Source organism: Hymenobacter segetis, from assembly GCF_054776495.1.
In genome coordinates, this window is sequence record NZ_BAAHBV010000002.1 from 853,908 (window position 1) to 873,093 (window position 19,186).

Consider the following 19,186-nt stretch of genomic DNA (forward strand, 5'->3'; position numbering starts at 1 on the left):
ACTTACGAGGCTATCGAAATGGGCTGGGCCGTGCGACCGCGCAGTTTGCCCGATTTCATCATGCCGTCGTAGTGCTGCATCAGCAAGTAGCTCTGCACCTGGTTCACCGTGTCGAGTACCACACCCACCATGATGATGAGCGACGTACCGCCATAGAAAGCCGAGAACGGACGAGTTACGCCAAGCAACAGGGCGATGGCCGGGAAAATGGCAATCAGCGCCAGCGCTACAGCACCCGGCAGCGTTACACGCGTCAGGATTTCATCGATGTACTCCGAGGTCTCACGGCCTGGCTTCACACCGGGTACGAAACCACCGCTCCGCTTCAGGTCATCGGCAATTTGGTTAGGATTGACGCTGATGGCCGTGTAGAAGTAGGTGAAGATGATAATCAGCAGGCCGAAGGTCAGGTTGTACTGCCACGAAGTGTAGTCCGAGAACTTCACGCCGATGTAGCTGGCGGTATCACTCTGGTTCTGCCATACCGACGCCACAATGGCGGGCACGAACATCAGCGACTGCGCGAAAATGATGGGCATTACGCCGGCCGCATTCACCTTGAGGGGAATGAACTGACGTTGCGCATCAAGCTGCGTGGTGCCGCCTACCTGCTTAGCGTACTGCACCGCGATGCGGCGAACAGCTTGCGTGAGCACGATAACCGCCATTACCACTAGGAACAGCACCACCATTTCCAGCAGGAAAATCAGGGACTTGTTCACGCCTTTAGCAGCGGCTTCACCGATGATGGCACCGGGGAGACGCGATACGATGCCAATCATGATAATCATGGAGATACCGTTGCCGATGCCTTTGTCCGTGATTTTCTCGCCCAGCCACATGCAGAACAACGTGCCGGCCGTGATGATAATCATGGTCGAAACGGTGAAGAATGTGCCGGGGTTGATGATGGCCTCAGCGTTAATCGTGGCGATAAAGCCAACCGATTGGGCCAATACAATCGGAATCGTAAGAATCCGGGTGTACTGGTTGATTTTCTTACGTCCCGACTCGCCTTCCTTCTGGAGCTTCTGAAAGTAAGGCACAGCAATCGTGAGCAGCTGCAACACGATAGACGCCGAGATATACGGCATGATGCCCAGTGCGAAAATCGACGCGTGGCTGAATGCGCCGCCGAGCAGCGTATCCAGAATGCCAAACAGACCCTGGGCACCCGTCTTGAGTTGGGTGGGGTCCACGCCCGGCAGCACCACGTACACGCCGAGGCGATAGATGGCAATGAAGAAAAGCGTATTGAGGATTCGCGTACGCAAATCCTCAATCGCAAAAATGTTTTTTATCGACTCGATAAACTTATTCATTGCCGAAGGTAGCTTTTAGAGCGTTACCGCTTTGCCGCCAGCTTTCTCGATGGCTTCAACAGCCGACTTCGAGAATGCGTGAGCATGAACTTCTACTGCCGTGGCGATTTCGCCGCGACCGAGGATTTTGATTTTAGCGTTCTTGGAAACCAGGCCGTTAGCCACGAAGTAGGCAGCATCCATCGTAGTGGCGCTGTTTTTTTCGAGGAGGGTAGCGAGCGCATCGAGGTTGATGGCTTTATACTCTACACGGTTGATGTTCGTGAAGCCGAACTTAGGCACACGACGCTGGAGGGGCATTTGGCCACCTTCAAAGCCGGACTTGCGCTTGTAGCCCGAACGCGACTTGGCGCCTTTGTGACCACGGGTCGACGTGCCACCGCGCGTGGAGCCTTCGCCCCGGCCAATCCGCTTCTCGTTTTTAGTCGAGCCGTAGGCGGGCGATAAATTGCTGAGATTGAGCATGACGATACTAGTCTTACAGTTCGGTTACTAGGAGCAGGTGCTGCACGCTTTTAACCATGCCCATAACGGACGGGTTCACTTCGTGGGTAGCAGTGCTGTTGAGTTTGTTCAGGCCGAGGGACTGAACGGTGCGCTTCTGACGCTCGGGGCGGTCAATGGCGCTGCGCACGAGCTTTACTTGAATTTGTGCCATGTCAATTAACCGTTAAAAACGCGGGCCAAAGAAATACCACGGGCTTGAGCGATTTGCAACGGGTCGCGCATTTTGGCGAGGGCTGCAAACGTAGCTTTAACCACGTTGTGAGGGTTCGACGAGCCTTTCGACTTCGCCAGCACATCCTTGATACCGGCGCTCTCGAATACGGCGCGCATTGCACCGCCGGCGATTACACCCGTACCAGCCGCTGCGGGCTGGATGAGCACGAAACCACCGCCGTAGCGGCCTTCCATGAGGTGAGGAACGGTGTGCTTGTACATCGGCACTTTCACCACGTTCTTCTTGGCGTCGTCAATGCCTTTGGCAATGGCGTCGGTTACTTCGTTGGCTTTGCCGAGGCCGTAGCCTACGTTGCCGTTGCCGTCGCCTACTACCACGATGGCAGAGAAGCTAAAGCGGCGACCGCCTTTCACCACCTTCGCTACGCGGTTGATGGCTACTACTTTTTCTTTGAAGTCGGAGTCAGCACCCATGCGGGAGTTGTCCTTGTTCCGGTCGCGGTCGTTGCTGCGCTGACGGTCTCCGCCAGGACGATTGTTGTCGCGTTCTTGCGCCATGATAGTTTAGAAATTGAGGCCGCCTTCGCGAGCACCTTCAGCCAATGATTTTACGCGACCGTGGTAGAGGTAGCCCGAGCGGTCGAACACCACTTTCGTGATGCCTTTCTCCAGGGCAACGGCGGCTACCTGACGGCCTACGGCGGCGGCCAAAGCCACGCCATTGCCACCCTCGGCCGTTACTTTTTTCGACGTGGCAGCAGCCAGCGTGCGGCCGGTCGTGTCGTCGATAATTTGAGCGTAAATGCCCGTATTGCTACGGAACACCGACAGCCGGGGCCGCTCGGAGGTGCCAGCCACCTTGGTACGGATGATGCGCTGAATCCGCTTGCGGCGAGTTGCTTTATCAAAAGCCATAATGCGAATTTATTTAGAGGCCGTTTTACCAGCTTTGCGACGGATGATTTCGCCCACGAAACGCACGCCTTTGCCTTTGTAAGGCTCGACTTTACGCAAGGAACGAATTTTGGCGGCCACTTGGCCCAGCAACTGATTGTCGATGCTGTTGAGCGTGACAATCGGGTTTTTGCCTTTGTCGGTAACAGCGGTAGCCGTTACTTCACCCGGCAGGGCGATGTACACGTTGTGCGAGTAGCCTAGGGCCAGCTCCAGCGTGCTGCCTACCAGCGAGGCTTTGTAACCTACACCTACCAGCTCCAACTTCTTCTCGAAGCCTTTGCTTACGCCTTCCACCATGTTGTTGATGAGTGAGCGGTAGAGGCCGTGCATGGCCTTGTGGCGCTTCTGCTCGGTGGGACGGGTTACCGTGAGGGTGCCGTCTTCGATGGCTACGGTGATATCGCGGTCTACTTGCGTAGTGAGCGTGCCTTTAGGGCCTTTCACCGTCACCGCGTTGTCTTTGTCGACCGAAATAGCGACCCCGGCGGGGACGGAAATCGGCAGTTTACCAATACGTGACATAATTGAATTTGCTAAAGCGGTTCCGGACTAGTACACGTAGCACAGCACCTCGCCGCCCACGTTCTCGGTTTTGCACTCTTTCTCCGTCATCACGCCTTTCGAGGTCGAGATGATGGCGACACCCAGGCCGCTGAGGACGCGGGGCAGGTTGTCGGCGGCCACGTACTGACGCAAGCCGGGCGTCGAAACGCGCTGCAGCTTGGTGATGGCGGGCGCCTTCGTGGTCGGGTTGTACTTCAGAGCAATTTTGATGGTGCCCTGAACCGACGAATCATCAAAACGGTACGACTGGATGTACCCTTTGTGGTACAGCACTTTCGTGATTTCCTTTTTGATGTTGCTGGCCGGGATTTCTACCACCCGGTGGTTCGCCTTGATGGCGTTGCGTACCCGGGTCAGGTAGTCGGCAATGGGGTCAGTGTTCATTATTTATTAAATACGTCCGCTTTTTTCGGAGCGCAAAGATAAGAAAATTTCGCCGGGTGCCCAACGGGACCAACGAAATTTCGGTTAAGACTACTTGGCATGTCCGGCGACGGCACAGCCAATGGTTTCTTTTGGCAACCTGCCAAAGGTTTTTGAGGCAAGCCTCGGGGTTTTGGGAGTGCAAAGGTAGCAGGCTTACAGGGCTTTTGCAAGTGGGCTGCGGAAATTCCCATTACAGTATCGACTGTCGGCGCTTATCTGCCCTTCACACCGGGGTATAGCTCGGGCACCGGGTCGCTTTGCACAAACTCTTTGGTGCGCACATTCAGCATACTCAGACGGCCATTATAGCCTGCACCCTGGTCGAGGTTCCAGACATTGTGGGTATGGCAGGGGACTTCCTTGTAGGACCAGGTGGACGTGTGCCCGATAAAGCATTCGTGGTAGCCCGTGGCAGTTTGGTTGCCACTCCAGAGGTCGCGGTTCCAAATCAGGTCATAGGGGTCCTGCTCGGCGATGGGGCGGGTAGGGTCGTAGCCGCCGTGCATGTAGAGGTTGTTGGCTTCGTCCTCGAAGTAGGGAAGCTGCTCACAGAAAAATGATTCAAAGTGCTGGTACCGCCCCGACCGTGATAAGTACTGGTAGGCATCGAAAGTGGCTTTTCCGCCTTGTCGATACCAGCTTTGGCTCACGTCTTCCAATGGGAGTTGGGTGGCCAGCCATTCGGAGGCCCACCAGTCGTGGTTGCCTTGTAGCCAGATGCTGTTGGGGATGCTGAGCAGGCGCTCGACGCAGGCGGGGGTTTCGGGCCAGCCGTCGGCCACGTCGCCGAGCTGGATGAGACGGTCGATGCCGGGGCGGAAGGGGCTGCGCTCCAGTACCTGGTCGAGGGCACGTGCAGCGCCGTGGATATCACCGATAACGTAGGTTTCCATGCTCGTGGGATTGTTGATGCTTTCGCTATGGAATACGGACAGCTTAAAAATAGGCGCGGCTTGCGTTTCAAATGAAACTGTTTGAAAACAGAAACAGGGTCGCACCGATGAACGGGCAACCCTGTTTCTGTTTTAGCTAACTGGCTACGGCAGTTTAACTAATGGAGCGGAACAAGCGGCTCCACCGGATTTTGTGCAGGAAGTCGGCGTTGGGGTCGAGGGAAAGCCAGACTAATATGGCCTTGCCCACAATGTGGTCTTCGGGTACGAAGCCCCAGAAGCGGGAGTCTTCGGAGTTGTGGCGGTTGTCGCCCATCATGAAGTAGTAGTTCTGCTTGATGGTGTAGTGCGTCAGCGGCTGGCCGTTTTGCTGAATCATGCCGTCCTTCCAGCTGATGCCTTGGTTGTGCTCGTATTGCGACACGATTTTGTAGTAGACTGCCGCATTGGCTGGCGTCAGAGTAATATTCTGTCCCTTCTTCGGCACGGGCAATGGGCCGTAGCTGTCGAGTTGCCAATGGTTGGGCGCGACACTGGCAGCGGTTGAGACATCAAAATCGGCCGCATCGGGGAATAGCTGGACCTCGTAGGGCAGCACGGTCAGGGCTTTCACGTAGGGCTGCTGCCGGAAGTAGCTGGCCACCGCAGCAGGGCAGCTGATGACGAAGCCCGACTGCCCGGTAGTTGGGTCGGCCACGACCTGGGGAATACCATCGGGCTCGCGGTAATCGACCACGCCGTGCTCGCGCAGGGCTTGGCGGATTTCATCGTTGGGCGCGGGCACGGCCATGAAGTAGGTGGTTTGGGGCTGGCCGGCTACCGCGCCCGGCTGGCCATTGAGGAACACCTGGCCGTTGCGTATTTCCAGGGTGTCGCCGGCTACTGCGATGCAGCGCTTGATGAGGTTGGTGCGCAGGTCGGCGGGTCGTTGCGGCTCGTGCGGCACATGAAAGACCACGATATCGTTGCGCTGCACCGAGCTGAACCCCGGGAAGCGGTAGGTGGGCAGCTGAATGAGGTCGCAATAGCTTGGCGGCCCTTTCTCCCAGAGAGTTTGGTGCGTGAGGGGCACCTGTAAGGGCGTTTGGGGCGTGATGGGGCCGTAGTGCAGCTTGCTCACGAACAGGTAATCGCCCACCAGCAGGGTGCCCTCCATGCTTTCCGAAGGGATGGTGTAGGCCTCCACCGCCGACCAGCGGAGCAGCGTGGCCGCCACAATCGCAAAAATCAGCGAGTCGGCCCACTCCCGGGTTTTGGTTTTGGGCGGCTTGGGCGCGGGGCAGGGAGTGGTGCGTTTGGTTTGGAAGAAGGGTATCCGCATGGGTTTCGGCTGAAGAGTGGGTAAGACAATAGCCACGGCCGCGCCGCAGCAACAAGGGTTGCTCTAACGCACCAACAGCCCAAATAGTACGGTAGGACGGTATAGCCCCGCCCCTCCCCTATTCCCCAGCATTTCCTGCCTACTATTGATGCGCCTGCGGGCAACAATGCCCGTGGTTTATTTACCCTATTCCCAATGGCCAAATCCCCCAACAAGCTTTTCAGCCGCAAATTCCGCAACTGGCTGCTGCACCTCGTCGTGTCGCGGCAGGATTTGAAATCCATCACCGGCTACACCCTGCAAGCCCTGCAGCAGGATGACAAGCAGTGGCAGGAGAAAATCGACCTGCTCCAACCCCTCTATGACGGCTTCGAAACCGGCCTTGTGGGCCAGGCCGGGGCCAGCGCCGGCCGCGGCTCCCAAACCTTGCTGGCCGAAACGGCTTTCGGCCTCGTACAGCAGTTCATGAAGCGGGCCTATAAAGTCAATTTCGCCGCGCTCGAAGAAACCGCGCCGGAGCTGTTCAAGAAATTCTTCCCCGAGGGCCGCTCGCAGTTTTCGGGCGCCTCGCGCCAAACGATGGGAACCGCCTTCGCTGCCTTCGTCAAAACCCTGACGCTGCATAAGGACGACGTGCCGCAAGGTGCGGCTTTGCTCAAAGATGCCCAGACGCTGAACACCAACTACACCCTGGCCCGCCAGCAGCAGGACCAGCGCAAGAAGCAAGTCAAAACCGCCGGTACCGACCTCGATGCCGGCGAAACCGATATTCTCACGGAGTTATTCGGCGTGTACGCCGCCCTCTTGGCCCACTACTACAGAACGCCCGAGCGCGTGGCCGAATACTTCGACTTTTCGGTGCTGCCCCCCTCCTACCGCTCCTCCGATGAGGAAGCGACAGCCCTGGCCTCAGCTTAGCAGCCATCAAGTGTTCTACCGACACCTCCAAATTTTCAGAGGTGCCCGTAAAATGGTTTTCAATGCTTCTGGAAATTCAGAAGGTCCCATAGAGCGTTTTACAGAGCCCCTGGAAATTCGAAGGCCTCCGAAAAACGTTTTGCGGGTACTTCTGGATTTCCGGAAGCCTCTGTAAAAACCCCGTTCACCTAAAGCAAAAGCGGGCTGCTCCATCACTGGAGCAGCCCGCTTTTGCTTCAAGACGGTCAATCAGCGCGCTACTATTCCAGCGTCAGTTTCCGCAGATAATTCCCGTGGTCAGTACTAACCCGGACCACATAAGCACCTGCTGCCACGGAGGCCACATCCAGCACTAAGCGGTTATCAGCCGCCATCGCGGGGGCCGCGTCGATGGTTTTGCCCATCATGTCAAGCAATTCTACCCGGGCCACCTTTTGCTTAAAACCGGGCCCAAACTGCAGCGTCACCCGGCCTTTCGCCGGGTTGGGATAAATCGCCAAATTGGCGTTCAGCTGTTGCTGGCCGGTGCTGCTGGCCACCGTGCACAACGACCCCGCCTTGGGCCCATTAAACGAGAAGTTGTCCAGCAGCTCCGCCCCCCCTTGGCGCGAAGCCGCAATGTCGATGGTGTGGCGGGTCGAAGCCACCCACAGCGCATCCGTGAAGGTGACGGTGCGACTGCCCACGCTCACCGGTGTGCCAGTACCCGTCGTGCCGATATCGAAAAGCTCAAGCTTGGCATACACCTGGTCGTTAAACTGGCCACCGTCCGAACGGTGCTGCACCACGAACTTGTACCAATGCCCGGTGACAAGCGCAGCCATTATCGTCTGGCCGTTTGCGCCATAGGTAGTATACGACAGCTCAAATACCCCGGGCTGGTAATTCACATACCGGCGAAGCTGGCAAATCAGGTAATGGTTTACGGCGTCGCTTTCGAAATTAATCTTGACTGGTTGAACCACCGCGTTAGGGTTCACCAACGTCGCATTGTACTTAAAGCACAGCGACGTTTCCGTTAGCCCCCCCACCGGATTGGCATAGGTCGAGCAGTAGTTGTAATAGTCTAGGTTGTAGTTCGCCACACTCGGGGGCACCACTGCCCCGCCGGTGATGCCCCCCGTGGCAACCTGCGTGAACAACCCCGGCGCCGCCGCCCGCCCAATCAGGAATCGGTTAGCTAAATCATTATCGGTCGCCGAAACATAGGAATTAAAATCAACGGTTTCGACCACCGATTGGCCCTGCCCCACACGGGCAACACCAGCAAGCAGAAAAAGAAGAAGAAGTTTTTTCATAAGAGTATGCTAGAATAACGTCCACGAGAAAGCCCCTCCGCAAATGGCTTACACCACCGACGGAAGGGCTTTTTACTTAAGCGAAAAGCCTAAACCGGATACTACCAGCTCGACTTGGTTACACCAGGAATCTTCCCGGCGAGAGCCATTTCGCGGAAACGCACGCGGCTGATGCCAAACTTGCGCATGTAGCCGCGGGGGCGGCCGTCAATCATGTCGCGGTTGTGCAGGCGCACGGGCGAAGCGTTTTTGGGCAGCTTGTCGAGACCTTCGTAGTCGCCGGCAGCTTTCAGAGCCTTGCGCTTCTCAGCGTAGCGGGCCACGGTGGCAATGCGCTTGCGCTCCCGTGCTTTGATGGATTCTTTAGCCATGAGTTCGGGAGATTAAGCTTCTTTTTTAGCGTTGGCGAAAGGCATACCGAAAGCTTTCAGCAGCTCGTAGCTCTGCTCATCGTTCTCAGCCGTGGTCACGAACGTGATGTCCATGCCCGAGATGCCTTTGATTTTGTCAATCGAGATTTCGGGGAAGATGATTTGCTCCTTCACGCCGAGCGTGTAGTTGCCACGACCATCGAAACCTTTGTCGTTGATGCCTTTGAAGTCACGTACGCGGGGCAGGGCTACCGTCAGCAGACGGTCCATGAACTCGTACATTTTCTCGCCGCGCAGCGTCACTTTCGCACCGATAGGCATGCCTTCGCGGAGCTTAAAGTTCGACACCGATTTCTTGGCGATGGTGGCAATGGCTTTCTGGCCGGTGATAACCGTCAGCTCTTCCACGCCGTTGTCGACCAATTTCTTATCGGCTACCGCCGCGCCAATGCCGCGGTTGATGCAGATTTTGGTGACTTTGGGTACCTGCATGATGCTCTTGAACTGGAATTTCTCCTGGAGCGCGGGTACGATGTCCTTATTATAAATGTCTTTGAGACGGGCCATGATGAAGGGGGCTGCTTAAGCCGTTTTCTTGGCAGTGGCACGCTTGGCTTTAGCCGGAGCAGCAGCCGGAGCTGCAGCCGAGGCGGCGCCTTTACGTACCCGCTCACCAGTGGTGGGGTTGATAGCCTGCACGTTGCTTACGTGCATGGGCGCCTCCATCTTGGTGATGCCGCCCTGGGGCGATTTGGCGCTCGGCTTGTTGTGTTTCGTCACCAGGTTCAGCCCTTCAACGGTTACGCGCTGGGTTACCCGGTTTACCGACTTAATCACGCCGGTTTTGCCCTTTTCGTCGCCAGCAATCACCTTCACGGTATCGCCCGACTTTACGTGCAGCTGCACGGGGTCTGCTTTTCTGATAGCCATGGCTTAGAGTACTTCGGGGGCTAGGGATACGATTTTCATGAACTGACGCTCACGCAGCTCGCGGGCCACTGGGCCGAAGATGCGCGTGCCGCGGGGCTCGTCGTTGTTATTGAGCAACACAGCAGCGTTGTCGTCGAAGCGGATGTATGAACCGTCTTTGCGGCGTACTTCTTTCTTCACACGCACTACTACGGCCTTGCTCACGGTGCCTTTCTTGGCGTTGCCCGAAGGGATAGCCGACTTGATGGCTACCACAATCTTGTCGCCAACGCTGGCGTATTTCTTGCCCGTGCCACCCAAAACGCGGATGCAGAGGACTTCCTTGGCGCCGCTATTGTCGGCCACCGTCAGGCGGGATTCTTGCTGTATCATCGAATTAGATTATTTAGCGCGTTCAATAATTTCCACCAGGCGCCACCGCTTGGTTTTGCTCAGCGGGCGGGTGCTCATGATGAGAACCGTGTCGCCTTCGCCGCACTCGTTTTTCTCGTCGTGGGCGTGGAATTTCGTGGTTTTGGTCACGAACTTGCCGTATTTGGGGTGCTTTTGTTTCTGCACCACAGCCACGGTGATGGACTTGTCCATCTTGCTGCTCGTCACCTTGCCGGTGATTTCTTTGCGCATGTTGCGCGAAGCTTCATCAGCAGCGGTTTGGTCTTGGGTTGTTACGTCGGTTGCCATCGGAATTAAGCGGGGTTAGAGGCCTGCTCGTTGTTCCGACGAGTCTGCTCGGTGAGCAAGCGGGCGACGTTTTTACGGTTGGCCTTGAGGCGGGCGGGGTTTTCCAGGGGCGAAATCGCATGAGCGAAACGCAGCTGCTGGCCCGTAGCCTGCTCGGTTTTGATTTGCTCTTTCAGCGCGTCGGCGGAAAGGCCTTTGTGGTCGGTCTTGTTCTTCATGACTTAGGCAGCGTCCGTATAGTCGCGGCGAACCACGAATGAAGTACGAACCGGCAGCTTCTGAGCCGCGAGACGCAGCGACTCTTTGGCTACTTCCAGCGATACGCCGTCCGACTCGAACATGATTTGACCCGGCTTCACGCAGGCTACCCAATACTCGGGCGAGCCTTTGCCCTTACCCATCCGCACTTCAGCAGGCTTCTTGGTAATGGGTTTATCGGGGAAAATGCGAATCCATACTTGCCCTTCGCGTTTCATGGCGCGGGTCATGGCAATACGGGCAGCCTCAATTTGGCGAGCCGTAATCCAAGACACTTCCAGCGACTTGATAGCGAACGAACCGAAGTCTATGGAGCTGCCGCGGTAGGCGAGGCCTGTTACGCGACCCTTTTGCATCTTGCGATACTTGGTCCTTTTCGGTTGTAACATTTGATTTTAAATAAAGAGAGTGTTCTGTAAGAGAGAGGGTCGAACAGCCGAACATTTCGCTTCGTTCACCAAAGCGGCAAACGAAGCGAAATGACTTGGCTTGGTTCTAGCGACGCGGGCCGCGAGCGGCACCACCGGCAGCACCACCACCTTGGGCGGGGCCGTTGCGGCGGGGACCAGCGTTGTCGCCGCGGGGAGCACCACCGCCGGCGTTGCCGCCACGGTCGTTGCCACCACGGCCACCAGCACCACCGTCACGACGCGGGCCGCGGTCGCCTTCACGACGCTCGCCACGGGGGCCACGGTCGTCACGACGTCCACCGGCATCGCCACCGGGGTTGGTGAGCTGCTGGTTCGGCGAGAGGTCGGGCTTGCCGAACACCTCACCGCGCATTACCCACACCTTGATGCCGATTTTGCCATACACGGTCTGAGCTTCCGACAAAGCGTAGTCGATGTCAGCGCGCAACGTGTGCAGCGGCGTACGACCTTCTTTGTACTGCTCCGAACGGGCAATCTCCGCACCGCCGAGACGGCCACCGCACTGAATCTTGATGCCTTCGGCACCAACACGCATCGCAGCTTGAATCGACATTTTCATGGCGCGACGGAAGGAGATACGAGCGGCCAACTGCTGGGCGATGCTCTCGCCTACCAGTTTGGCATCCAACTCCGGACGCTTGATTTCGAAGATGTTGATTTGAACGTCTTTGCTGGTGATTTGCTTCAGCTCGTCCTTAATCTTGTCAACTTCCTGGCCGCCTTTGCCAATCACCACACCCGGACGAGCCGTGTTGATGGTGATGGTGATGCGCTTCAGGGTGCGCTCAATCACAATGCGGCTGATGCCACCTTTCTGAATGCGCGCGTTGATGTACTTGCGGATTTTCTCGTCCTCCACCAATTTCTCGGCGAAGTCCTTGCCGCCGTACCAGTTGGAGTCCCAGCCTTTGATAACTCCCAAGCGGAAGCCAACCGGATTTACTTTCTGTCCCATATTAAATTAGGATTTGGCGTCGGCCTTAGGGTTTTCGGTAGTACCAACTTGCTTAGCGTGCTCGGTGGTTTTTTTGCCGAGCTTCTCCACTTTCGTGTCGATTTTCAGCGTCACGTGGTTGCTGCGCTTGCGGATGCGGTGACCACGACCCTGAGGGGCGGGGCGCAGGCGCTTCAGCTGGCGTCCTTCGTCCACGAAGATTTCGCTGATGTAGAGGTTTGCGTCCTCAATCCGCTCTTCTTCGTTGTGCTGCTGCCAGTTGGCCAAGGCCGAAAGGAGCAGTTTCTCAATCTTCTCGGCGCCGATGTTGGCTTCGAAGCGCAACAGGCCGAGGGCCTGGGTCACTTTCTTGCCGCGCACGAGGTCGGCCACCAGTCGCATCTTACGAGGCGAGGTCGGCACATTGCGGAGTTTTGCTACTGCTTCCATCTTAGCGCTTGCCTTTATCTTTTTTGGCGACGTGACCACGGAAGTTACGCGTCGGGGCAAATTCGCCCAACTTGTGCCCTACCATGTTCTCGGTCACATACACCGGGATGAACTTATTGCCGTTGTGAACAGCGAACGTGTGGCCAACGAAATCCGGGGAAATCATCGAGCGGCGCGACCAAGTCTTCACCACCGATTTCTTACCAGCCGTTTCGAGTGCCGTGACTTTCTTTTCCAGCCGGAAGTCAATGTACGGCCCTTTTTTGAGTGAACGTGCCATATATTACTTCTTGCCTTTGCGGCTCACAATCAGGTTCTCCGAATACTTGTTCTTGTTACGGGTCTTCTGGCCCTTAGCCAAAATGCCGTTACGGCTACGCGGGTGACCACCCGACGATTTGCCTTCGCCACCACCCATGGGGTGGTCGACAGGATTCATTACCACACCACGAACGCGGGGACGACGACCAGCCCACCGGTTCCGGCCAGCCTTACCCATCACAGTGTTCATGTGGTCGCCGTTCGACACGGTACCAACGGTAGCCATGCAGGTAACGAGCACCATGCGCATCTCGCCCGAAGGCAATTTCAGCGTGGCGTACTTCTCTTCGCGGGCTACGATTTGGGCGTAGGTACCAGCCGAGCGAGCCATTGCCGCACCCTGACCGGGCTGCAATTCGATGTTGTGGAGGATGGTACCGAGGGGAATCTCGCGTAGCGGCAGGGTGTTACCTACTTCGGGAGCGACGCCGGGGCCCGACACAATCTTCGCGCCTACCGTCATGCCGGCGGGAGCGATGATGTAACGCTTCTCACCATCGGCATAGTTGACGAGGGCGATACGCGCAGTGCGGTTGGGGTCGTACTCGATGGACTTCACGACGGCCGGAACACCGGCTTTGTCGCGCTTGAAGTCCACGATGCGGTACTGGGTTTTATGACCACCGCCGATGTAGCGGTTGGACATTTTACCGGAAGAGTTCCGGCCACCCGATTTGGAGAGGGAAGTCATCAAAGACTTCTCCGGGGTCGACGTCGTAATCTCGTCGAACGCCGGCGCAACGCGGAAGCGCTGCCCTGGGGTTGTTGGTCTGAGTTTTTTAAGTGCCATTACTAGCTAGTTGTGCTTTTGCGGCGAAAAATTTGAGGCGAAGCTTTGCGGCCTAGAGGTTGCCGTAGAAGTCGATAACATCGCCTTCTTTCACGGTAACAATGGCTTTCTTGCCGTGGGCGCGACGACCGGAAACCTGGCCGCCTTTGGTGCCTTTCGACTTCATTTTGCCAATAGTGCGCATCGTGTTGATGTCGGTAATCGTCACGCCGTACAGCGTTTCGATGTCCTTCTTAATTTGCACTTTGTTGGCGGTGCGCTCCACTTCGAAGGTGTAGCGACCTTTCTCGTTGAGGCCGGTGGCCTTTTCGGTAACGATGGGGCGTTTCAGCGTGCTCATTATTCGGCGGTGCTATAGAGTTCAACCAATGAAGCCATGCCGTCTTCCGAAATCAGGAGCGTGTCCGTGTTCAACAGGTCGTGGGTGTTGAGGCCGATGGGCGTCGACACTTTCACTTTCTGCAGATTGCGGGCGCTGAGGATGACGTTCTTGTTCACCTCGCCGGTTACAAGCATGGTCTTTTTGCCGTTGGTCAGCTTGAGGCCGTCCAGGATGGCAACGAAGTCCTTGGTGCGGGGAGCCGACATGGCAATGTTCTCCACAACGGAGATTTTGCCATCCTTCGCCAAGCTCGACAGAGCCGACAAACGAGCTACGCGCTTGGTCTTCTTGTTCAGCTTGAAGCTGTAGTCGCGGGGCTGCGGACCGAACATCCGGCCACCACCTACGAACACACCCGACTTCATGCTGCCGGCGCGGGCACCGCCCGTACCTTTTTGTTTCTTCAGTTTCTTCGTGGTGCCGTGCACCTCGTTGCGCTGCTTGGACTTGTGCGTGCCCTGGCGCTGGTTGGCCAGGTACTGCTTCACGTCCAGGTACATCACGTGCTCGTTTACTTCGAGACCGAAGATGGCGTCAGACAGGGTCACTTTGCGGCCGGTGTCTTCGCCTTTGAGGTTATATACTGCGAGTTCCATCGTACTAGTCTATTTCTCGATTACCACGTAAGAATTCTTCGCGCCGGGAATCGAGCCGCTCACCAGAATCAGGTTCTTGTCGCCTACTACGCGCATCACCTTCAGGTTCTGCACTTTCACGCGGTCATTGCCCATGCGGCCACCCATGCGCATTCCTTTGAATACGCGCGAAGGCCAGGAGCAAGCACCGATAGAACCGGGGTGACGCAGGCGGTTGTGCTGACCGTGGGTCTGGCCACCAACACCCTGGAAGTTGTAACGCTTTACAACACCCTGGAAACCCTTGCCTTTGGAAGTGCCTACTACGTCCACAAACTCGCCCTCTTCGAAGAGAGTCGCGTCGATGGTAGCGCCAGCGGCGTAGGTCGATTCGGCGTCGAGGCGGAATTCAACCAATTTTTTCTTGGGGGTCGTACCGGCTTTTTTGAAGTGACCAACCAAAGCTTTGGTGGTGTTCTTCTCTTTTTTCTCGCCGTACCCAATTTGAATGGCGGTGTAACCGTCATTCGCGATAGTCTTAACCTGCGTCACTACGCACGGACCCGCTTCGATGAGCGTGCAGGGAATGTTTTTCCCGTCCGGAGTGAAGAGGCTTGTCATACCGATTTTTTTACCGATGATGCCAGGCATTCTATTTGGTTATTAATGAACACAAAAAGAAAACGGCCGAGTGCCGTTTTCGCTAAGGGAGTGCAAAGATAGAAAAAAAGCCCGGGCTATCACAATGATGGGTAGAAATATTTTCTCAGTGAGGCTGTTAGCTTTCTAAAAGAGGCTATTTGCGGCCCGGTTTACGCCGGCCGCCAGGTTGGGTCACTCTCTTCGCATGGCATCAGGCCCTGTAGCGCCAGAAGCAGGAAGAAAACCACGAATGCAAGGCCCACCTGTGTTTCCAGCGTGTATTCGACAAGGAATGATAAGGCAATGCTGACGTATTGCGCTAATAGCAAAGGCGCATGTTTGCAGCGCGCCCACCAAGCGGGATAGAACAGACTGAGGCAGAATATGAGCAATCCAATAGCGCCATAAGCCGCCAGATTGTACAGGTATTGGTTGTGGGGCAGAATGTAGAATTCCGGCGTGAGCTGCGGGTACAGCTTAGCATAGCGCTTGGCCATTTCACCTTCTAGGTTTGGCTTCCCCACTCCTACCAGCTTATTATCACGCCACACTGCAAGTGCCGCTTGGTACGAATACACCCGGGCCGAGATGGAGAAATTCTTCCCTTCGGAACTCTCCTGCACTTTGCTCACATCTTCCTGAGTATTGTAGACCCGATTGCGGAAGGTGGGAAATACTAGGTAGCTCACCACGGGTAGCAATATCAATGCTACAGCTAAAAGCATGGCCTTCTTCCATTGGTTTCTGGAAAAAGCCAGCCATAGCACGACCATTCCACCCAAAGCGTAAAAGGTCATCTCCCCGCTTCTCACAGCTAGCAGGTGCAGGAATAGCGCCAGCCCTACAATGGCAGCTTTAACCCAACTACGCCATGCCTGTGATATTGCCTGATGGGCAAGTAGCAGAACGGCGGCGGCAATAGCCATTGTGATGATGATGCTGAAGCGGATATGGTCCGGCTCAGTCGGCATCACTTTAGAGTGCATGTAGGACTCGTTGATTTCCTGGGCATGCAACAGATAGTTAATGGTGGCACCCAAAGCTGCCAGCACCGTCATGGCGATAAAAATTCCCCATAACCGGCGTAAGTAGCGGCTGGGCAACGCGGGCAATAGCCAGAACGAAAGCGGCAGAATCAGGAATGGCATCTGCATTCCCAGGTCAAATCGATACTCGTCCATATTATCGGCTCGGGTATGAAATCCGGCCATCACATGCAATACAAAAACCATTGCGATGCTCCCGAAGACGGGCCACAACGTGCGGTTAGCAATGCGTTTATGCACCAACGCGAAAATCACGCTCGTCACCGCCAATCCTCCCATTGCAATACCCAGCGCTACCCGTAGCCAATTGACTAGGAAAATGCTGATGATAATGCAGGCACAAAAGAAGAACGCTGACTGGTGTATTCGCTTAAGAGAAAAAAGAGACGGCATGAATATTCAGTAGTGGCAGCGCAAGTTCGAAAGAAAAAGCCCCACCGCGACGAATCACGGTGGGGCTTTAACTCAATTAAGACTGAAATCGGTGCCTCAGACTTTGATTTCTACGTCAACGCCGCTGGGCAATTCCAGCTTCATCAGGGCATCTACAGTCTTCGACGAGGTCGAGAAGATGTCCACGAGGCGCTTGTAGGTGCAAAGCTGGAACTGCTCCCGGCTCTTCTTGTTCACGTGGGGCGAGCGCAACACGGTGAACTTTTCCTTTTGGGTCGGCAAAGGAATCGGGCCGCTAACGATGGCACCGGTGGCCTTCACAGCTTTCACGATTTTCTCGGCCGATTTGTCTACGAGGTTGTGGTCGTAGGACTTCAGCTTAATGCGAATTTTCTGGTTCATTGGGGGTTTTGGTCCGATTGACCAAGTTAGTGACCGGTATTATTTGTTGCCTTTTACTTTAGCGATGATGCCTTCAGCCAGGTTGCTCGGCACTTGCTCATAGTGCGAGAACGTGAGCGATGCCGAAGCACGACCCGACGAAATCGTACGCAAGGCGGTTACGTAACCGAACAGCTCCGACAGCGGCACATCGGCCTTAATCAGCTGGGCACCGCCTTTGGTGTCCATGCCTTTCATCAGACCACGACGACGGTTCAAGTCACCGGTTACGGGACCCGTGTACTCGTCGGGGCAAACCACTTCCACGCTCATGATGGGCTCGAGCAATTTCGGGCCAGCCTGACGGGCAGCTTCGCGGAAACCACCACGGGCGGCGAGTTCGAACGACAGGGCGTCCGAGTCAACGTCGTGGAAGGAACCGTGATAGAGACGCACTTTCATGCCCTCAATCGGGAAGCCGGCCAACGGACCTTGCTTCATGGCCTCTTCAAAACCTTTCTGAATCGGCTGGATGAATTCGCGGGGGATAACACCACCCACGATGGCGTTGTCGAACTCGAAGCCGGGCTTTTCGGGCTCGGTCTCTTTCGGGCCGAGTTCGAACACGATGTCGCCGAATTTACCGCGGCCACCGGTCTGCTTCTTGTAGGTTTCGCGGTGGTCGACTTTCTTGGTGAGAATCTCCTTGTAGGCCACCATTGGGGCGCCCTGGTTGATTTCCACTTTGAATTCGCGACGCATGCGGTCGATGATGATTTCCAAGTGCAACTCGCCCATGCCACGGAGAACGGTCTGGCCCGTTTCGGGGTCGGTGTTAACTTTCAGCGTGGGGTCTTCCTCGATGAGCTTGGCGATTGCCATGCCCATTTTATCAACGTCAGCCTGCGTCTTAGGCTCGATGGCGTAGCCAATTACCGGCTCGGGGAAGCTCATCGACTCGAGGACGATGGGGTTCTTCTCGTCGGTCAGCGTATCGCCGGTTTTGATGTCTTTGAAACCAACACCTGCAGCAATGTCACCGGCCTGAATCTTGTCGATGGGGTTCTGCTTGTTGGAGTGCATCTGCATGAGGCGCGAGATACGCTCCTTCTTGCCGGTGCGGTTGTTGAGCACGTACGAGCCCGAGTCCAGCACACCGCTGTAGCAGCGGAAGAAGCACAGACGGCCTACGAACGGGTCAGTAGCAATTTTGAACGCCAGGGCGGTGAAAGGCTCCGAGTTGTCGGGGTGACGCTCGATTTCCTCACCAGTTTCGGGGTGGGTACCGATGATGGCGGGCATGTCGAGGGGCGAAGGCAGGTAAGCCATAACGGCATCCAGCATCGTTTGAACACCCTTGTTTTTGAAAGCCGAACCGCACAATACGGGCGAGAATTTCATGTCGATAACCGCCTGGCGGATAACAACCATCATTTCCTCTTTCGTAATGGAATCGGGGTTGTCGAAGAATTTCTCCAGCAACGCGTCATCGTACTCAGCTACGCTCTCCACGAGCTTCTGACGCCACTCGGCTACCGTTTCAACGAGGTCCTCGGGAACGGGGATTTCGTCGTAAGATTTGCCTTCGGTTTTGTCGTCCCACACAATGGCTTTGCCAGTCAGCAGGTCAACTACGCCTTTGAACGTGTCTTCAGCGCCAATCGGAATCTGCAACGGAATCGGGTTAGCACCCAATTTGTCTTTGATTTCATTAACGGCCTTGAAGAAGTCGGCACCGGCACGGTCCATCTTGTTGACGAAGCAAATGCGGGGCACTTTGTACTTGTCAGCCTGACGCCATACGGTTTCCGACTGGGGCTCAACGCCCGAAACGGCGCAGAACAGGGCCACAGCTCCGTCGAGCACACGTAGCGAACGTTCTACTTCTACCGTGAAGTCAACGTGGCCGGGAGTGTCAATCAGGTTGATTTTGTACTGCTTGGTGTCAGCAGTCGGGTCACCCTTGATATCGGTGGGGTAGTTCCAGAAGGTAGTAGTGGCAGCCGAGGTAATCGTGATGCCGCGCTCCTGCTCCTGCTCCATCCAGTCCATCGTGGCGGCACCATCGTGCACTTCCCCGATTTTGTGGGTTTTACCCGTGTAATACAGAATACGCTCCGACGTCGTGGTCTTACCGGCGTCGATGTGCGCCATAATCCCGATGTTACGGAGGTAATAGAGGTCTTTGTTAACGGCCATTGTTACGATAAGTGAATGAGTG

General features: G+C 56.0%; 28 protein-coding genes. 1 reads left to right on the top strand and 27 read right to left on the bottom strand.

What is annotated here, in order from left to right; all coding sequences use genetic code 11:
* Positions 1-2 precede the first annotated feature (2 nt).
* The 9 genes from secY to lepB all read right to left on the bottom strand — a co-directional run bounded on the left by secY (position 3) and on the right by lepB (position 6,164).
* Positions 3-1,322, bottom strand: a complete 1,320-nt coding sequence (gene secY / locus ACYU70_RS14045; protein ID WP_342297506.1) for a preprotein translocase subunit SecY — start codon at positions 1,320-1,322, stop codon at positions 3-5.
* 15 nt (positions 1,323-1,337) lie between these two features.
* Positions 1,338-1,787, bottom strand: a complete 450-nt coding sequence (gene rplO, locus ACYU70_RS14050) for a 50S ribosomal protein L15 (RefSeq protein ID WP_342297508.1) — start codon at positions 1,785-1,787, stop codon at positions 1,338-1,340.
* A 13-nt stretch (positions 1,788-1,800) separates the two neighbouring features.
* Positions 1,801-1,980 carry a 50S ribosomal protein L30 gene (gene rpmD / locus ACYU70_RS14055; RefSeq protein ID WP_035567880.1) on the bottom strand — a complete coding sequence of 60 codons (180 nt, stop codon included), beginning with the start codon at positions 1,978-1,980 and terminating at the stop codon, positions 1,801-1,803.
* A 5-nt stretch (positions 1,981-1,985) separates the two neighbouring features.
* The gene (rpsE, locus tag ACYU70_RS14060; RefSeq protein ID WP_035567955.1) at positions 1,986-2,477 is read right to left on the bottom strand and encodes a 30S ribosomal protein S5; all 492 of its coding nucleotides are present in this window, start codon (positions 2,475-2,477) and stop codon (positions 1,986-1,988) included.
* Between the two features lie 90 nt (positions 2,478-2,567).
* Positions 2,568-2,918 (bottom strand): 50S ribosomal protein L18, encoded by a 351-nt coding sequence (gene rplR / locus ACYU70_RS14065; RefSeq protein WP_342297509.1) that lies wholly within the window; start codon positions 2,916-2,918, stop codon positions 2,568-2,570.
* 9 nt (positions 2,919-2,927) lie between these two features.
* On the bottom strand, positions 2,928-3,482 hold the full coding sequence (gene rplF / locus ACYU70_RS14070) for a 50S ribosomal protein L6 (RefSeq protein WP_342297511.1): 555 nt from the start codon (positions 3,480-3,482) through the stop codon (positions 2,928-2,930).
* A gap of 27 nt (positions 3,483-3,509) precedes the next feature.
* Positions 3,510-3,908: a 30S ribosomal protein S8 gene (rpsH, locus tag ACYU70_RS14075; protein ID WP_068191741.1), complete on the bottom strand. Its 399-nt coding sequence runs from the start codon at positions 3,906-3,908 to the stop codon at positions 3,510-3,512.
* A 254-nt stretch (positions 3,909-4,162) separates the two neighbouring features.
* Positions 4,163-4,843, bottom strand: a complete 681-nt coding sequence (locus tag ACYU70_RS14080) for a metallophosphoesterase (protein ID WP_342297514.1) — start codon at positions 4,841-4,843, stop codon at positions 4,163-4,165.
* Between the two features lie 154 nt (positions 4,844-4,997).
* On the bottom strand, positions 4,998-6,164 hold the full coding sequence (lepB, locus tag ACYU70_RS14085; RefSeq protein WP_342297515.1) for a signal peptidase I: 1,167 nt from the start codon (positions 6,162-6,164) through the stop codon (positions 4,998-5,000).
* Positions 6,165-6,359: 195 nt separating this feature from the next.
* Here lepB and ACYU70_RS14090 point away from each other — a divergent pair, with 195 nt between their 5' ends.
* Positions 6,360-7,082 (top strand): hypothetical protein, encoded by a 723-nt coding sequence (locus ACYU70_RS14090; RefSeq protein ID WP_342297517.1) that lies wholly within the window; start codon positions 6,360-6,362, stop codon positions 7,080-7,082.
* 260 nt (positions 7,083-7,342) lie between these two features.
* Here the strand turns inward: ACYU70_RS14090 and ACYU70_RS14095 are convergent, their stop codons facing one another.
* The 18 genes from ACYU70_RS14095 to fusA form a co-directional block, all read right to left on the bottom strand.
* Positions 7,343-8,380 (bottom strand): T9SS type A sorting domain-containing protein, encoded by a 1,038-nt coding sequence (locus tag ACYU70_RS14095; protein ID WP_342297518.1) that lies wholly within the window; start codon positions 8,378-8,380, stop codon positions 7,343-7,345.
* Between the two features lie 101 nt (positions 8,381-8,481).
* Entirely contained in the window at positions 8,482-8,751 is a 270-nt protein-coding gene (rpsN, locus tag ACYU70_RS14100) for a 30S ribosomal protein S14 (RefSeq protein ID WP_035567891.1), read from the bottom strand.
* Between the two features lie 12 nt (positions 8,752-8,763).
* A complete protein-coding gene (rplE, locus tag ACYU70_RS14105) occupies positions 8,764-9,318 on the bottom strand; it encodes a 50S ribosomal protein L5 (RefSeq protein ID WP_342297522.1) in 555 nt (184 codons plus the stop codon).
* 15 nt (positions 9,319-9,333) lie between these two features.
* Complete coding sequence (gene rplX, locus ACYU70_RS14110; protein WP_342297525.1) at positions 9,334-9,681, bottom strand: 50S ribosomal protein L24; 348 nt, start codon at positions 9,679-9,681, stop codon at positions 9,334-9,336.
* A gap of 3 nt (positions 9,682-9,684) precedes the next feature.
* On the bottom strand, positions 9,685-10,053 hold the full coding sequence (rplN, locus tag ACYU70_RS14115; RefSeq protein ID WP_035567895.1) for a 50S ribosomal protein L14: 369 nt from the start codon (positions 10,051-10,053) through the stop codon (positions 9,685-9,687).
* A 9-nt stretch (positions 10,054-10,062) separates the two neighbouring features.
* Entirely contained in the window at positions 10,063-10,362 is a 300-nt protein-coding gene (gene rpsQ, locus ACYU70_RS14120) for a 30S ribosomal protein S17 (protein WP_168672178.1), read from the bottom strand.
* Positions 10,363-10,367: 5 nt separating this feature from the next.
* A complete protein-coding gene (gene rpmC, locus ACYU70_RS14125) occupies positions 10,368-10,580 on the bottom strand; it encodes a 50S ribosomal protein L29 (RefSeq protein WP_035567897.1) in 213 nt (70 codons plus the stop codon).
* A gap of 3 nt (positions 10,581-10,583) precedes the next feature.
* The gene (gene rplP, locus ACYU70_RS14130; protein WP_035567899.1) at positions 10,584-11,009 is read right to left on the bottom strand and encodes a 50S ribosomal protein L16; all 426 of its coding nucleotides are present in this window, start codon (positions 11,007-11,009) and stop codon (positions 10,584-10,586) included.
* Positions 11,010-11,115: 106 nt separating this feature from the next.
* The gene (gene rpsC, locus ACYU70_RS14135; protein WP_092676431.1) at positions 11,116-12,006 is read right to left on the bottom strand and encodes a 30S ribosomal protein S3; all 891 of its coding nucleotides are present in this window, start codon (positions 12,004-12,006) and stop codon (positions 11,116-11,118) included.
* Between the two features lie 6 nt (positions 12,007-12,012).
* On the bottom strand, positions 12,013-12,435 hold the full coding sequence (gene rplV, locus ACYU70_RS14140; protein ID WP_227787158.1) for a 50S ribosomal protein L22: 423 nt from the start codon (positions 12,433-12,435) through the stop codon (positions 12,013-12,015).
* A gap of 1 nt (position 12,436) precedes the next feature.
* Positions 12,437-12,715, bottom strand: coding sequence for a 30S ribosomal protein S19 (gene rpsS / locus ACYU70_RS14145; protein ID WP_068191730.1), 279 nt, complete (start codon positions 12,713-12,715; stop codon positions 12,437-12,439).
* Positions 12,716-12,718: 3 nt separating this feature from the next.
* Positions 12,719-13,546: a 50S ribosomal protein L2 gene (gene rplB, locus ACYU70_RS14150; RefSeq protein ID WP_196291007.1), complete on the bottom strand. Its 828-nt coding sequence runs from the start codon at positions 13,544-13,546 to the stop codon at positions 12,719-12,721.
* Positions 13,547-13,598: 52 nt separating this feature from the next.
* Positions 13,599-13,886, bottom strand: a complete 288-nt coding sequence (gene rplW / locus ACYU70_RS14155; RefSeq protein WP_035567908.1) for a 50S ribosomal protein L23 — start codon at positions 13,884-13,886, stop codon at positions 13,599-13,601.
* A complete protein-coding gene (gene rplD, locus ACYU70_RS14160) occupies positions 13,886-14,524 on the bottom strand; it encodes a 50S ribosomal protein L4 (RefSeq protein WP_245115527.1) in 639 nt (212 codons plus the stop codon). The genes rplW and rplD overlap by 1 nt, the downstream gene beginning before the upstream one ends.
* Positions 14,525-14,533: 9 nt before the next feature.
* Positions 14,534-15,154 (bottom strand): 50S ribosomal protein L3, encoded by a 621-nt coding sequence (gene rplC / locus ACYU70_RS14165; protein WP_196291005.1) that lies wholly within the window; start codon positions 15,152-15,154, stop codon positions 14,534-14,536.
* Positions 15,155-15,315: 161 nt separating this feature from the next.
* Positions 15,316-16,584, bottom strand: coding sequence for an O-antigen ligase family protein (locus ACYU70_RS14170; RefSeq protein ID WP_342297530.1), 1,269 nt, complete (start codon positions 16,582-16,584; stop codon positions 15,316-15,318).
* 96 nt (positions 16,585-16,680) lie between these two features.
* Positions 16,681-16,986 (bottom strand): 30S ribosomal protein S10, encoded by a 306-nt coding sequence (rpsJ, locus tag ACYU70_RS14175; RefSeq protein WP_035567915.1) that lies wholly within the window; start codon positions 16,984-16,986, stop codon positions 16,681-16,683.
* 39 nt (positions 16,987-17,025) lie between these two features.
* Entirely contained in the window at positions 17,026-19,164 is a 2,139-nt protein-coding gene (fusA, locus tag ACYU70_RS14180) for an elongation factor G (protein WP_342297532.1), read from the bottom strand.
* Positions 19,165-19,186: the final 22 nt, after the last annotated feature.

Coding starts and splice junctions, on each gene's coding strand:
- secY (WP_342297506.1), bottom strand. CDS start 1,322: ATGAATAAGTTTATCGAGTCGATAAAAAACATTTTTGCGATTGAGGAT.
- rplO (WP_342297508.1), bottom strand. CDS start 1,787: ATGCTCAATCTCAGCAATTTATCGCCCGCCTACGGCTCGACTAAAAAC.
- rpmD (WP_035567880.1), bottom strand. CDS start 1,980: ATGGCACAAATTCAAGTAAAGCTCGTGCGCAGCGCCATTGACCGCCCC.
- rpsE (WP_035567955.1), bottom strand. CDS start 2,477: ATGGGTGCTGACTCCGACTTCAAAGAAAAAGTAGTAGCCATCAACCGC.
- rplR (WP_342297509.1), bottom strand. CDS start 2,918: ATGGCTTTTGATAAAGCAACTCGCCGCAAGCGGATTCAGCGCATCATC.
- rplF (WP_342297511.1), bottom strand. CDS start 3,482: ATGTCACGTATTGGTAAACTGCCGATTTCCGTCCCCGCCGGGGTCGCT.
- rpsH (WP_068191741.1), bottom strand. CDS start 3,908: ATGAACACTGACCCCATTGCCGACTACCTGACCCGGGTACGCAACGCC.
- ACYU70_RS14080 (WP_342297514.1), bottom strand. CDS start 4,843: ATGGAAACCTACGTTATCGGTGATATCCACGGCGCTGCACGTGCCCTC.
- lepB (WP_342297515.1), bottom strand. CDS start 6,164: ATGCGGATACCCTTCTTCCAAACCAAACGCACCACTCCCTGCCCCGCG.
- ACYU70_RS14090 (WP_342297517.1), top strand. CDS start 6,360: ATGGCCAAATCCCCCAACAAGCTTTTCAGCCGCAAATTCCGCAACTGG.
- ACYU70_RS14095 (WP_342297518.1), bottom strand. CDS start 8,380: ATGAAAAAACTTCTTCTTCTTTTTCTGCTTGCTGGTGTTGCCCGTGTG.
- rpsN (WP_035567891.1), bottom strand. CDS start 8,751: ATGGCTAAAGAATCCATCAAAGCACGGGAGCGCAAGCGCATTGCCACC.
- rplE (WP_342297522.1), bottom strand. CDS start 9,318: ATGGCCCGTCTCAAAGACATTTATAATAAGGACATCGTACCCGCGCTC.
- rplX (WP_342297525.1), bottom strand. CDS start 9,681: ATGGCTATCAGAAAAGCAGACCCCGTGCAGCTGCACGTAAAGTCGGGC.
- rplN (WP_035567895.1), bottom strand. CDS start 10,053: ATGATACAGCAAGAATCCCGCCTGACGGTGGCCGACAATAGCGGCGCC.
- rpsQ (WP_168672178.1), bottom strand. CDS start 10,362: ATGGCAACCGACGTAACAACCCAAGACCAAACCGCTGCTGATGAAGCT.
- rpmC (WP_035567897.1), bottom strand. CDS start 10,580: ATGAAGAACAAGACCGACCACAAAGGCCTTTCCGCCGACGCGCTGAAA.
- rplP (WP_035567899.1), bottom strand. CDS start 11,009: ATGTTACAACCGAAAAGGACCAAGTATCGCAAGATGCAAAAGGGTCGC.
- rpsC (WP_092676431.1), bottom strand. CDS start 12,006: ATGGGACAGAAAGTAAATCCGGTTGGCTTCCGCTTGGGAGTTATCAAA.
- rplV (WP_227787158.1), bottom strand. CDS start 12,435: ATGGAAGCAGTAGCAAAACTCCGCAATGTGCCGACCTCGCCTCGTAAG.
- rpsS (WP_068191730.1), bottom strand. CDS start 12,715: ATGGCACGTTCACTCAAAAAAGGGCCGTACATTGACTTCCGGCTGGAA.
- rplB (WP_196291007.1), bottom strand. CDS start 13,546: ATGGCACTTAAAAAACTCAGACCAACAACCCCAGGGCAGCGCTTCCGC.
- rplW (WP_035567908.1), bottom strand. CDS start 13,886: ATGAGCACGCTGAAACGCCCCATCGTTACCGAAAAGGCCACCGGCCTC.
- rplD (WP_245115527.1), bottom strand. CDS start 14,524: ATGGAACTCGCAGTATATAACCTCAAAGGCGAAGACACCGGCCGCAAA.
- rplC (WP_196291005.1), bottom strand. CDS start 15,154: ATGCCTGGCATCATCGGTAAAAAAATCGGTATGACAAGCCTCTTCACT.
- ACYU70_RS14170 (WP_342297530.1), bottom strand. CDS start 16,584: ATGCCGTCTCTTTTTTCTCTTAAGCGAATACACCAGTCAGCGTTCTTC.
- rpsJ (WP_035567915.1), bottom strand. CDS start 16,986: ATGAACCAGAAAATTCGCATTAAGCTGAAGTCCTACGACCACAACCTC.
- fusA (WP_342297532.1), bottom strand. CDS start 19,164: ATGGCCGTTAACAAAGACCTCTATTACCTCCGTAACATCGGGATTATG.